Raw genomic sequence first — 12,468 nt, 5'->3', positions numbered from 1 at the left:
ACATGCGTCAGGAGCGGCAAAAGTAAGCGCTGCGAACAGGCCATGACAAGAGCGCAATCGGCCGTGCTGCGCGCCCCGGGCGCCGCTCCCTCGCCCGGAGAGGCAGCGGGTCGTTCTTCTGCGTACACGTCTCCGACACGTCAGGATGGCCGGAGGAGTACTGACGAACGGGAACGGCGGGATCACCGGCAGTACCGATACCGACCGATACCGACTGATACCGACTGATACCGATGAATACCAAGACCTCTTACTGGATCTCTTAGGAGCCAACCGTATGAGCAACTCAGCCCAGATCGGCGTCACGGGTCTCGCGGTCATGGGGCGCAATCTCGCCCGTAACTTCGCCCGCAACGGCTACACGGTCGCCCTGCACAACAGGACCGCGGCCCGGACGCACGCGCTGGTGGAGGAATTCGGCCACGAGGGCGGCTTCGTGGCGACGGAGACCGCGAAGGAGTTCGTCGAGGCACTGGAGCGGCCGCGACGTCTGATGATCATGGTGAAGGCCGGTGAGCCGACCGACGCGGTGATCCAGGAGTTCGCCCCGCTCCTTGAGCCCGGCGACATGATCATCGACGGTGGCAACGCGCACTTCGAGGACACCCGGCGCCGGGAACGCGACCTGCGGGGCCAGGGCATCCACTTCGTCGGCACGGGCGTGTCCGGCGGCGAGGAGGGTGCGCTGAACGGGCCGAGCATCATGCCGGGCGGCTCGAAGGAGTCGTACGCGTCGCTCGGTCCGATGCTGGAGAAGATCTCCGCGAAGGCGCCGGACGGCTCGCCCTGCGTGACCCACTGCGGTCCCGACGGCGCCGGGCACTTCGTGAAGATGGTGCACAACGGCATCGAGTACGCAGACATGCAGCTGATCGGCGAGGCCTACCAGCTGCTGCGGGATGTCGCCGGGTACTCCCCCGCGCAGATCGCCGACATCTTCCGCACCTGGAACACCGGCCGGCTCGACTCCTACCTGATCGAGATCACGGCGGAGGTCCTGTCGCACGTGGACGCGGCGACGGGCAAGCCGTTCGTGGACGTGGTCCAGGACCGCGCGGAGCAGAAGGGCACGGGCCGCTGGACCGTACAGATCGCGCTGGACCTGGGCGTTCCGGTGTCCGGCATCGCGGAGGCGGTCTTCGCCCGCTCGCTGTCCGGGCACGCCGACCTGCGCGCCGCCTCCCGCGAGCTCGCGGGCCCCAAGGCGAAGCCGCTCGGGGAGTCCGAGGCGTCGGCCTTCGCGGACCGGGTGGAGCAGGCGCTGTACGCCTCGAAGATCGTGTCGTACACGCAGGGCTTCCACGAGATCAGCGCGGGCAGCGACCAGTACGACTGGGACATCGACCTCGGTGCCATCTCCGCGATCTGGCGCGGCGGCTGCATCATCCGGGCGGCGTTCCTGGACCGGATCCGCGCCGCGTACGACGCCCGGCCCGATCTGCCGAGCCTGCTGTCCGACGAGACGTTCGCGCAGGAGATCGCGGCGGCGCAGGACGACTGGCGTGAGGTCCTGGTGGCCGCCACCCGCCAGGGCGTTCCCGCACCCGGCTTCTCCGCGGCCCTCGCGTACTACGACGCGCTGCGCGCCGACCGGCTGCCCGCCGCCCTGACGCAGGGGCAGCGGGACTTCTTCGGGGCACACACCTACCGGCGCGTCGACCGGGAGGGCTCGTTCCACACGCTGTGGGGCGGCGACCGGTCGGAGGTCGAGGCGTAGGCAGACGTAGGGGGTACCGGGCGTACGGGTACCGGGCGTACGGGTACTCCGCGCCACCGAGGCCGTCACATCCCTGGAACCCGGGGCGTGACGGCCTCACCCGTTCACTCGTTCACTCGTTCGATCGGACGTTCACGTGAGCGGGGGTCCGGGTTCGGGGTTCGGTACCGGCTCGGGGCCCGGCGGCACCGGGTCCGGGCTGGGCGGCACCGGGCCGGGGCTCGGTGGGGTCGGCTCGGGCCCCGGCGGCTTCGGCACCGGGGTCGGCGGAGAGGTGGGCTTCGGTGGGGGGTGAGGGCCCGGATCCGGGGTCGGATCCGGGAAGGGGTGGGGGTCCGGGAAGGGCTGCGGGCGGTCGGGGCCCGGCCCGGGCGTGGGACCCGGTTGCACCGGATCGGGGTTCGGATGCGTCATGGTGTCCTCCAGCCAGTCGATACGTCGACCCTGGACTTGTCCCACGCGTACCCGGCCACCGCTCCCCCAGTCACCCCGTCGCGCTGGGCGCGCGGACCAGTTGGACCAGACAGACCCGGCCGTTCCACCGGTGGAGCGCCCACCCATGGAGCGTCCGCCCATGAAGCATCCGCCCATAGAGCGTCCATCCATGGCATGTCTACTCGTGGAGCTTCACCCGTGGAGCGTCTCTCCGTGGCGCACCGCGTCCGCGCCGGCCGCGAGCCCGGGGCGGGGGCTGGACAGTACCGGGACCGTGGTCGTGGTCAGCCGCTGGGCCGGGGTCATGGACGCCTGGGCGAGGACGATCACGTCGGCGTCGGTGACCGAGTCGGCAGCCGCCGCCACGCTGCGGACGTACCCGTCGGTGTCGCCCGCCTCGAAACGGGCCCAGGCCCCGTCGACCAGCAACGTACGAACCTGTACGGAGCGCCCGGCGGCGCGGGCCTCCTCCTCGACGAGGGCGACCGTCGGCTCCAAGGTGCTCTCCGACGTCGCGACGACCACCACACGGGGGCCGGTGGCGACGGCGTCGGCGGCCATCGGGCGGTCCACCCGGAGCACGGGTATCCCGGCGCCCGCCTCCTCGGCGACAGCGCCGATGGTCGAGCAGGTGCACAGCACAGCACGCGCCCCGTCGGCGACGGCCCGGTCGAGGGCCGCCCGCACCTCGCCGGCCACCGCGGCCGGACCCTCGCGCCGGGCGTGGGACAACAGTTCCTCGTCCACCATGTGCCGCAGTTCCAGCCCCTGGTGGTCCTCGTCGCGCAGCGCGTCGAAGACGGGGATGTGCAGGGACGAGGTGTGCAGCAGGGCGAGCGGACCCGATCGGTTCATCAGAAGCGCCCGGGGTGCGCCTCGAGCCACTGCATCGCTGCCCCGAGCAGCTCCGGGTCGGCCGCCGGAGCCTCCTCGGGGTGGCGCGCCGCCCACTTCACGACGTACGGGCACAGGGGTGCGACCACGATGCCCTCGCGCGCGGCGATGCCGTACAGCTCACGGGCGAGGGAGCCCGCGATGCCCTTCCCCTCGTGCGCGGGTTCCACGATGGTGTGCACGGGGACGAGGGCGCGTGCGGGGGCATCGAGGACGAAGTACTCGATGTGACCGACCACTTCGTCCCCGGCGATCGCCTCGAGGCGGCCGCCCGCACGGTCGTCGCGGATCTCCATGTCGCTCATGGGCAACTCCTCGCGTCCTCAGGTCATCTGCTTGCTCAGCCGTTGCCCCCGGCCCGGGGTTCAGACGGTGACCGCCTGCGGGCTGCGCTCCTGGTCCGAGCCCGGCACCGGTTCGGACGGATCAGCGCCGAGGGCCACGATCCGGTTGTCGTGGTCCACGTGCACGACCCTCGGCCGCAGTGCCCGCGCCTCGGCGTCGGAGACCTGAGCGTAACTGATGATGATCACCAGATCTCCGGGATGTACGAGATGGGCCGCCGCCCCGTTGATCCCGACGACCCCGGAACCGCGCTCGCCCTCGATGACGTACGTCTCCAGGCGGGCGCCATTCGTGATGTCGACGATGTGCACGAGCTCACCCGGCAGCAGATCCGCGGCGTCGAGCAGATCGGCGTCGATCGTGACGGATCCGACGTAGTGCAGGTCGGCCTGGGTGACGGTGGCACGGTGGATCTTGGACTTGAACATTGTCCGAAACATGAAGAAACTCCCGAAATGTCTGCTCCCTGCCTGCTTCCCGCAGGTCAAGGGCGGTCTCGGCAGACTAACAACCATTCGCATGTTCGGTCAGCTTTCCCCGGGCCTTTCAGGACTCATGCTGACCGTTTGCTGACTTTCCCGACGCTCTATCAGGCCGGTTCGGCAGCCCCCGACAGCCCCGACTGTCTGCCGCGATGGCGGCAGGTCGAGCAATACTCGGGCGGAAGACATCGGCCGGATCCTCCACTTCCAGAGGCGGCAGCACCAGGCGAGAGCCCAGCGTCCCCGGCCGAAGAGGGGCCGAGGACGCCGAGAACCCGGGGCCATCGGGCGGCTACCGCCCGTTCCCGTGTCCGGGTGGGCGGAGTCCACGGGCGTGGACTGCGATGCAGACTGGGCAGCACGCGGGGGCCGCCTGGGCCCGCATGAGGTGGTTCAGTCTGCCCAGCCATCGTCTGAGCGGCGGTCGAGTCATGCGGACTCCAGCACGAGACGCTCGTCATGGCGAGCCGCGACCGGTGTCGTGTCCCGGCCGACCAGGAAGGCCGGGCGTGTCGGGTTGGCCGGTGCGTTGTCGACCGCGTTATAGGTGATCAACAGCAGCGCGCGCCGGTCTTCGGAGCTGTTGTTCGACGACGAGTGCACGATGCTCGGGTGGAACGCGTGTAGGGAGCCGGCGCCGCCCAGGATGAGGGTCCTGCCACGTTCCTCTACCATCCGCTCGGCGCGTTCCGCGCTCACCGTGTAGGCCAGGTCGTTCGAAACGTGCTGCCGCCAGTTGGAGGTCTGCGCCGTCTGGTCGGGCAGGTCGAACAGCCCGAGGTCGTGCGAGCCGGGGATGACGAGCAGCGGACCGTTGTCCTCGTGCACGTCGTCCAGCGGGATCGCGAAGTTGATGGCGTCGGGACGCGGCATGCCGTCCTCCTCGCTCCAGAACGCGAAGTCCTGGTGCCATGGCCAGGCCGCGCCCTCGCGGGCCTGCTTCAGGTTGACCTTGAACTGGTACACGTAGACCGGCCCGCCGATCAGCGTCTCAGCCAGTTCCACGAGCACCGGGTGGCGCACGAGAGCCGCGCACACCTCGTCGAACTCGTGGCAGCCGTGGATGGCCCGAACGATGTCGCTGCCCTTCTCGTGGACCACCTCCGGCCTGGACTGGGCACTGATCGCCGCCACCCGCTGGCGCAGCAGTTCGACCGAGGCCTCGCCGAACCGGTGGGGCAAGGGGCAGTAACCGTCCTTGTCATAGGCAGACTTCAGTTCGGACAAGGCCGTCCCCGCGACAGTGGACACAGTCATGGAAGGGTTCTCCTCTGTTCGTTGAACTCGCGTTCGTTGATCTCGTATTGCGTAACGGCCGGACGCGGCCGTCAGAGGGTTCAAAGGGGCAGGTCGACAAGGGCGTCGCCCCGCCACAGCCGGGCATAGCGCCCGCCCGCGGCCATCAGCTCCTCGTGCGTTCCCGACTCGACGACGCTGCCGGCGTCGACGAGCACGACGCGGTCGGCGCGTGCCGCCGTGTCCGGCCGGTGGGCGACGATCAGCGCGGTGCGGCCCGCGCTCAGCTTTCCGATCGCCTCCGACACGGCGGCCTCAGTGGCCGGATCGAGCGCCGAGGTGGCCTCGTCCAGGATGAGGACGTCCGGCGCGACGAGTTGGGCCCGGGCCAGAGCTATCAGCTGCCGCTCCCCCGCGGAGAGGTTCCGGCCGCCTTCGGCGACGGGGTGCGCGTAGCCGCCGGGCAGCCGGGAGAGCAGGTCGTGCGCTCCCACTGCCCGGGCCGCGGCCTCGATCTCGGTGCCACTCGCGCCGGGGCGTCCGTAGGCGATGGCCTCGGCAACCGTCCCCGCCTGCAGGTGGCTCTCCTGGGGGACGATGCCGAGGCGACCCCGGTAGGCGGCGCGATCCAGGTCCCGTACGTCGTGGCCGTCCACGCGCACGGTGCCCGAGGTGACGTCGTAGTACCGCGCCACGAGCTTGACGAGGGTCGACTTGCCCGCGCCCGTCTCACCGACCAGCGCGAGGGTCTGCCCCGCCGGGACGGTGAGGTCGATCCCCGCCAGGGCGTCGCGGTGCGCTCCCCGATAGCGGAAGCGGACGTCCTCGAACTCGATGTGTCCGGCGAGCCGTTCCACCGGCAGGGGCTCCTCGGCCTGCGGTGTCCCCGCCGGGTCGTGGAACAGCTCCTGGATGCGGCGGAAGCCAGTCGAGGCCTGCTGGTATCCGTCGAGGACCTGCGACAACTGCAATACGGAGGCAAAGAACGCCGACACGTACAGCAGCAGAACGACGAGGGTGCCGACGGTGAGGGTGCCGGCCGCGACGCGGCTGGCACCGACCACCAGGACGCAAGAGGCGACCGCTTCGGGCAAGAACTCCACGAACCCGAAGTAGAGCGCCATCAGCCGCTGCGTTTTTAGACGCGCCCGGCGGTACACGTCCCCATGGTGCGCGAAGCTTTCGGCGTCGGCGCCCGTACGACCGAAGGCCTGGGTCACGCGCAGCCCTTCAGTGCTCTCGCGCAGCAGGGCATTGACCGTGCCGGCCTTCTCACGCGCCTCGTCGTACGCCTTGGCCGAGGCGGGACGGAACAGGACGGTCACCAGCAGCAGGACCGGCACGGCCCCGCACACCACCAGCGCCAGCGGCCAGTCCAGGGAGAACTGCACCGCCAGCACGGTGAGCGTCGACAGGACGCTCACGGCAGCCGTGGCGAACCCGGTCTGCGCGAACGACGCCACGGCCTCCACGTCGGCGGTCAGCCGGGTCATGATCCGCCCGGACAGCTCGCGTTCGTAGTACTGGAGGTCGAGCCGGTGCAGATGGGCGAAGGTCCGCATCCGAAGGAGATACCGGATGCGTTCGCCGGTGGCGCCGTTGAGGCGGATCTGCGCGAGGCTCACGCCCCAGCCCGCGACGACGACGGCCCCCGCCGCCAGGGCCATCGCCAGGACTGCCTCCGTGGCCGCCTGCCGGACACCGTCGTCGATCCCGCTGCGGATGAACAGCGGGACGAAGACACCGCCCAGGGCGTCGAGCACCACCATCAGTGCCCCGACGGCGAGCGCCACGCGGAAGGGCCTCAACAGCCTCGACGGGCCGTAGTCCGGTTCGGGCCGCAGGGCGGGGGCGACAGCTGCCCCGGTGAGCCGGGCCAGCGCGCGCGGCGCGGGCCGTGACGGCACCTCGCCGGAAGGCGCCGTCACGGTCACCGGCCCGGCCCGTACCACCTGTGGTTCGGATTCCGTCGCTGACGACGCGATTTCGGGCGCCGTCTCTTCCTGCCGCGCGAGCAGCGTCCGGTAGCGGGCGCATCGGGCCATGAGGTCGCTGTGCGTGCCCGTGTCCACGAGCCGTCCCTCGTCGAGTACGGCGATGCGGTCGGCCAGTTCGAGGGTGGAGCGGCGGCGGGCGACGAGCACGGTGGTGCGGTCGCGGGTGATGCGCCGCAGGGTGCGGTGGATCTCCGCCTCGGTGCGCGGGTCCACGTGCGACGTGGCGTCGTCGAGCAGCAGGATCCGTGGCTCGGTGAGCAGGGCGCGGGCGAGCGCGAGGCGCTGCCGCTGCCCGCCGGACAGGGTCAGTCCCCGTTCTCCGACGGCGGTGTCGTAGCCCTCGGGCAGCTCCTCCACGAACCGGTCGGCGCCCGCCGCCCGGGCCGCTGCGCACACCTGCTCGTCGGTGGCGTCGGGCCGGCCATAGGCGATGTTGCCCCGAATGGTGCCGGAGAACAGGAAGCTGTCCTCGGGCACCAGGCCGAAAGCCGAGCGCAGCGAGTCGAGCGTCAGCTCACGCACGTCGGTGCCGCCGACGCGGACGGCTCCCTGCCGTACGTCGTAAAAGCGCGGCAGCAGCGTCGTCACGGTCGACTTGCCCGAGCCCGGGGCCCCGACCAGGGCGAGGGTCTCCCCCGCCGCGACCGTCAGCGTGAGCCCCTTCAGGACCGGAGCCCCAGAGCCGTATCCGAAGGTCACGTTGTCCAGTTCGACGGTCGGCGGGGCCGCCGGGGACAGGGCCACCGCCTGGGGGGCCTCGGTGACCAGTGGGCGGGTATCGATGAGTTCAAAGACGCGCGCGACGCTGGCGCGGGCCTGGTGGACCCCGGTCACCAGGGCGGCGAGGCCGCGCATGGGCACAACCATCTCGGCGAGGTACGTGGAGAACGCCACGAACGTGCCGACTGAGATGTTCCCCCGGGCCGCCATCCAGCCCCCGAGGGCCAGGATGCCGACCTGCCCGAGCAGCGGCAGGGCCTGCAGGGTCGCGCCGTACAGGCCGTTGAGCCCTACGACGCGGGAGCGGGCCGTGAACAGTCGACGCGCGGCCGCCTCCAGCCGCCGCATTTCCCGTGCCTCCTGCGCGAAGCCCTTCACGACGCGGACGCCGGCGATGGAGTCGTCGACGACCCCGGCGACCAGCGCCTCGCGCTGCTGCGCCTCGCGGGCCGCCCCGTACATGCGCCGGTCGCTGTGCAGCGCGGTGAGCAGCAGGAGCGGCAGCACCAGCAGCATGACCAGGGTCAGGGCGGGTGACAGCACCAGCATGACGCCCAGCGCCAGGACGAACATCAGCACGCCGGCGAGCACATGGGGCAGGAGCATCAGCAGACCTTGAACCATGGTGAGGTCGGAGATCGCCCTGCTGACGACCTGTCCGGCCCTCAACTCGTCCTGGCGCGCGCCGTCGAGCTGCGACAGGGTGCGGAAGATGTCGTTGCGCAAGCCGTACTGGACGTCGTACGAGAGCCGGGCCGCGAGGTAGCGCCGCGCGGCGCCCGCGCCGAACCGCGCGAGGCCTGTGGCGACCAAGGCGGCCACGCAAGGCAGCAGGCCGAGTTCGTCGGTGAGAACGACCCGGTCAACGACCGTGCGCTGGATCAGCGGCACCATCAGCGCCGCGCCGGTGACCAGCAGCGTGGCGACGAGCGCGCACGCGACCGTACGGCGGTGGCGGAGGCTGTACGACAGCAGGCGGCGCAGCCCTCGGTCCGCGGGGGCCGGTTTGGCGCGGTGCCGCTCTTTCGCCTGGCGCATCACACCGGGTCCTTGATAAACGCGGCGAGCCTGTCGAGCCCCTCGTCGAGGGTGTCCGGTTCCAGCAGACTGCAGGACAGGCGCAGTTGGCGCTCACCTCCCGCGCCGTCGTAGAAGTGGTGCATGGGGGTCCAGATCACCCCGTACTTCTCCGCCGACAGCGCCAGGAGCTCGTCGGTGACGTCGAAGGGCACGGTCACCACGGCGAAAAAGCCTCCGGCCGGGGTGTTCCAGGTGACCTCAGGCGCTTCTCCGTCGAACGGGCGGGGGAAGCGGCGCTCGAGCCCATCGAGGACCTGGCGCAGGTTGCGGGCGTAGGTGGCGATCTCGCGCTCGTTGGCCCGCAGCAGGCTGTAGTCGTGGGCGATCAGCTTGCCGCCGATCACCGCCTGCGCGACGGGGGGCGTGTTGACCGTAACCATGCTCTTGATCTTGGAGAGTTCATCCGCGAACAGCGTGAGCGCACCGCCCATTCCGCCGTCGACGAGCTGGTCCGCCACCACGTACCCCACGCGGGCGCCGGGCAGCCCGGTCTTGGCGAATGAGCCGAGGTAGACCACGTGGCGGGCGCGGTCCAGCGACTTCAGCGTCGGCAGCCGCTCGCCCCGCGCCCGGAACAATCCGTACGGATTGTCCTCCAGCAGCAATAGCCCGGACTCATTCGCGATGTGGAGGAGTTCACGGCGCTGCTCGATTGACAGGGTCTCACCCGCCGGGTTGGAGAAGTCGGGGACGACGTAGAACGCGCGCGGCCGCAACCCCTCGGAGCGGGCCCGCCGCACCGCGGCGGCCAGGTCGTTCAGGTCGACGCCGCCGTCTCCGGAGCGCACCGGCAGCACGGGCATGTCCACCAGCCGCGCTGCCCCTGTGATCCCCACATACGTCGGCGACACCGCCAGGAGGACGTCCCGCTCATCGCGGCGCAGCGCCCGCAGGGTCAGAATCATGGCCTCCTGGCAGCCCACGGTCACCACGATCGCCTCGGGGTCGACGACGATGTCCTCGTCGACCTCCAGGTTCCTGGCGACGAGGTCGTGGACTATGCCCTTGGTGCGCCCGTACTGGAACAGGGCGCGCCGCACCTGCTCCTCGGTGCGGCCCTCGCTCTCCGCCAGGTGGCGACAGTACGTGTCGAGGTACTCGTGAATCAGTGCCACGTCGAAGTTCGCCTCGTGCGGGCGGCCCGCGGCGAAGGAAATCGCCTCGGGAAACCGCTGGGCCACCTCGTTGAGGAAGTTCATCGACGACAGCAATGCGTCGGTCAGCGAGGAGTGCAGCTCCGCCGCGAACAGGTCCGCCGTCACCACCGCTGCCCCCTTCGCACCGAGGAGGGGAGCGAGGCGCCCCGGGGCACCACGTCCAGGCCCCGCGCCCGCGTCACGTCCGCGCAGCCCGACAGAGCCAGCGCGTCCTCCAGCTCGGTGCGCAGCAACGACAGGAGGCGCTCCACGCCGCGCTGCCCGTCGGCTGCAAGACCCCACAGGACCGGGCGGCCCACCAGCACCGCCGACGCCCCCAGCGCGAGCGCCTTGAGCACGTCCGTACCGCTCCGCGCGCCGCCGTCGAGGAGCACCTCGACACGGCCCTCGACGGCGTCGCGCACGGCGGGCAGCACGTTCGGACCGGCCACCGCTCCGTCCAGCTGACGGCCCCCGTGGTTGGACACCACGACTGCGTCGACACCCAGTTCGGCGGCGCGCGCCGCGTCCTCGGGGTGCAGCACGCCCTTGAGGACCAGCGGCAGATCGGTCTGCCCGCGCAGCCAGGCCACGTCGTTCCAGGTCAGGGTCGGGTCGAACGCCTCGCTGGTGTGCACCATCACCGACGACATGCCGGCCGCGCCGCGGCGTGCGGAAAGGGTCGCGGCGGCGGGGAAGTTGGCCGCCACGACGTCCTGCGGGAGAACGAAGGCGTTGCGCATGTCCCGCAGCCGCCGCCCCATCCGGGGGACGTCCACCGTCAGGACGAGCGCCTCGCAGCCCGCGGCCTCGGCGCGGTCGATCAGGTCCGTCAGCAGGATCCGGTCACGCAGCCAGTACAGCTGGAGCCAGGTCTGCGAGCAGACCGCAGTGATCTCCTCCAGCGTGTACGTGCTCAGCACCCCCGCCACGTAAGGGATACCGGCCGCCTCGGCGGCGCGCGCGGCGGCCAGCTCGCCGTCGGGGTGGAACAGCCGCTGGTAAGCCATGGGCGCAATGCCCACCGGCATGGCCGCGGTGGCACCGAGGACGGTGGTCGCCGTGTCGGTGCCGGACACGTCCGCCAGGACGCGCGGCACGAGGAAGAGGTCCTCGAACGCGGCCCGGTTGGCGGCGAGCGTCGCCTCGGCGCCGCTGCCGCCCTCCAGGAAGTCCCGGACGTCCTGGGGCAGGGCCAGGTCGGCGGCCCGCTGGGCGTCGGCGGAGGTCAGCCAGTGGGCGCTGCCCGCCGCGCGGCGCGGTGCGCTGTGGGCCGGTTCGGTGCGCGGTGTCGTGTCGAGGGTGCTCATGCGCGACCGCCTTCCCGGGCCGGGTGGGCCTGTTCCAGATCACGGGCGACGGCTTCGTACAGGGCCTTGATGTTCCGCGTCCCGAAACTCTTGGCGCCGAGCCGCTCGATGACCTCCCAGAAGAACGTCCGACGCGGGTGAGTCGACTTGGCGAAGATCTGGAAGAGCTGTCCGCCGTGGTCCTCGTCGGCCAGGATCCCCAGCCCCTTCAACTGCTCCACCGTGTAGGCCTCCGGGGAGAGTCGGTCGCCCAGCATGTCGTAGTAGGTACCGGGTGTCGTGAGGAAGCCGATGCCGCGGCTCGCAAGGTCTCCGACGGTACCGACGATGTCCCCGGCGGCCAGGGCAATGTGCTGGACCCCCGCCCCGCCGTGGTCCTTGAGGAACGCGTCGATCTGGCCCGGCTGGGCGGACAGGTCGGGCTCGATGAGGGTGAAGGTCACGTCGTGCGTGGCGTTCTGCACGACTTTCGAGATCATCGCCTGGCCCCCGACGATGATGCGCTCCTCGAATATCTCCCGGAAGCCGAGCGCGCGCCGGTAGAACTCGGCGGCCGGGACGAGGCCGTCGGCCTCCAGGCACACCGCGAAGTGGTCGATGCCGCGGACGATGCCCCGCTCGGAGGCGGCCGAGGCGGCCGCGCCCGAGGCGGCCGCGAACCCAGGAAGCAGGACGCCGCGGACGTCGGCTCCCGGCGCGGGCTGGACCAGCCGGTGCACGACGTCGCCGAATCCGCCGATCACCGCGGTGGTCTCCACCACGTCGTCCACCAGGTCCACCGGCTCCTCGATGACAGTCGCCCCGTTGGCCACAGCGTGGGCGAAGACCACCCGTACGTCGTCGACGCGCAGCGTGATGCCGCCAACGCCGTCGCCGTGCCGGGTGACGTACACAGCGGCCGGGTGCTCCTCCTTCAGGCCCTGGGTGAACACGATGACCGCGTCGCCCTGGCGCACCGCCACCGAGCGCGCGGCGCCGTCCTCCCCGAGGCCGGCGGATCCGCAGACACGGAAGCCGAACTCGTCCACCATCGAAGCGGCGTGGGCCGCCGCGTCCGCCACGAAGAACTCGACGTGGTCGAGCCGGACACCTTCCCCTGCAGGGCTGTACTGCATC

9 protein-coding genes are annotated in these 12,468 nt (G+C 70.9%); 1 reads left to right on the top strand and 8 read right to left on the bottom strand.

The window, feature by feature from the left end; genetic code table 11:
• Positions 1-277 precede the first annotated feature (277 nt).
• Positions 278-1,717 carry an NADP-dependent phosphogluconate dehydrogenase gene (gene gndA, locus ACIRA5_RS36010; RefSeq protein WP_403698191.1) on the top strand — a complete coding sequence of 480 codons (1,440 nt, stop codon included), beginning with the start codon at positions 278-280 and terminating at the stop codon, positions 1,715-1,717.
• Positions 1,718-2,344: 627 nt separating this feature from the next.
• Here gndA and ACIRA5_RS36005 read toward each other — a convergent pair.
• The 8 genes from ACIRA5_RS36005 to hppD all read right to left on the bottom strand — a co-directional run bounded on the left by ACIRA5_RS36005 (position 2,345) and on the right by hppD (position 12,467).
• The gene (locus ACIRA5_RS36005; protein WP_403698189.1) at positions 2,345-3,007 is read right to left on the bottom strand and encodes an aspartate/glutamate racemase family protein; all 663 of its coding nucleotides are present in this window, start codon (positions 3,005-3,007) and stop codon (positions 2,345-2,347) included.
• A complete protein-coding gene (locus ACIRA5_RS36000; RefSeq protein ID WP_403698187.1) occupies positions 3,007-3,351 on the bottom strand; it encodes a GNAT family N-acetyltransferase in 345 nt (114 codons plus the stop codon). The genes ACIRA5_RS36005 and ACIRA5_RS36000 overlap by 1 nt, the downstream gene beginning before the upstream one ends.
• 60 nt (positions 3,352-3,411) lie before the next feature.
• Positions 3,412-3,831, bottom strand: a complete 420-nt coding sequence (panD, locus tag ACIRA5_RS35995) for an aspartate 1-decarboxylase (RefSeq protein ID WP_385370146.1) — start codon at positions 3,829-3,831, stop codon at positions 3,412-3,414.
• Positions 3,832-4,302: 471 nt separating this feature from the next.
• Complete coding sequence (locus ACIRA5_RS35990) at positions 4,303-5,130, bottom strand: phytanoyl-CoA dioxygenase family protein (RefSeq protein WP_403698185.1); 828 nt, start codon at positions 5,128-5,130, stop codon at positions 4,303-4,305.
• A gap of 80 nt (positions 5,131-5,210) precedes the next feature.
• Positions 5,211-8,864 (bottom strand): ABC transporter ATP-binding protein, encoded by a 3,654-nt coding sequence (locus ACIRA5_RS35985; protein WP_403698183.1) that lies wholly within the window; start codon positions 8,862-8,864, stop codon positions 5,211-5,213.
• Positions 8,864-10,171 carry a PLP-dependent aminotransferase family protein gene (locus ACIRA5_RS35980; RefSeq protein ID WP_403698181.1) on the bottom strand — a complete coding sequence of 436 codons (1,308 nt, stop codon included), beginning with the start codon at positions 10,169-10,171 and terminating at the stop codon, positions 8,864-8,866. The genes ACIRA5_RS35985 and ACIRA5_RS35980 overlap by 1 nt, the downstream gene beginning before the upstream one ends.
• Positions 10,165-11,352, bottom strand: coding sequence for an alpha-hydroxy acid oxidase (locus ACIRA5_RS35975; RefSeq protein WP_403698179.1), 1,188 nt, complete (start codon positions 11,350-11,352; stop codon positions 10,165-10,167). The genes ACIRA5_RS35980 and ACIRA5_RS35975 overlap by 7 nt, the downstream gene beginning before the upstream one ends.
• Positions 11,349-12,467 (bottom strand): 4-hydroxyphenylpyruvate dioxygenase, encoded by a 1,119-nt coding sequence (gene hppD, locus ACIRA5_RS35970; protein WP_403698177.1) that lies wholly within the window; start codon positions 12,465-12,467, stop codon positions 11,349-11,351. Before hppD ends, ACIRA5_RS35975 begins: the two co-directional genes overlap by 4 nt.
• Between the last annotated feature and the right edge of the window lies 1 nt (position 12,468).

This window comes from Streptomyces sp. NPDC096311 (assembly GCF_044763085.1).
In the GTDB taxonomy this organism is placed as follows: Bacteria; Actinomycetota; Actinomycetes; order Streptomycetales; family Streptomycetaceae; genus Streptomyces.
This window is presented reverse-complemented; position numbering and strand designations above follow the sequence as displayed.

What these genes read in the sequence shown, in the direction of transcription:
- gndA (WP_403698191.1), top strand. Translation starts at nt 278, where the DNA reads ATGAGCAACTCAGCCCAGATCGGCGTCACGGGTCTCGCGGTCATGGGG.
- ACIRA5_RS36005 (WP_403698189.1), bottom strand. Translation starts at nt 3,007, where the DNA reads ATGAACCGATCGGGTCCGCTCGCCCTGCTGCACACCTCGTCCCTGCAC.
- ACIRA5_RS36000 (WP_403698187.1), bottom strand. Translation starts at nt 3,351, where the DNA reads ATGAGCGACATGGAGATCCGCGACGACCGTGCGGGCGGCCGCCTCGAG.
- panD (WP_385370146.1), bottom strand. Translation starts at nt 3,831, where the DNA reads ATGTTTCGGACAATGTTCAAGTCCAAGATCCACCGTGCCACCGTCACC.
- ACIRA5_RS35990 (WP_403698185.1), bottom strand. Translation starts at nt 5,130, where the DNA reads ATGACTGTGTCCACTGTCGCGGGGACGGCCTTGTCCGAACTGAAGTCT.
- ACIRA5_RS35985 (WP_403698183.1), bottom strand. Translation starts at nt 8,864, where the DNA reads ATGCGCCAGGCGAAAGAGCGGCACCGCGCCAAACCGGCCCCCGCGGAC.
- ACIRA5_RS35975 (WP_403698179.1), bottom strand. Translation starts at nt 11,352, where the DNA reads ATGAGCACCCTCGACACGACACCGCGCACCGAACCGGCCCACAGCGCA.
- hppD (WP_403698177.1), bottom strand. Translation starts at nt 12,467, where the DNA reads ATGCAGTACAGCCCTGCAGGGGAAGGTGTCCGGCTCGACCACGTCGAG.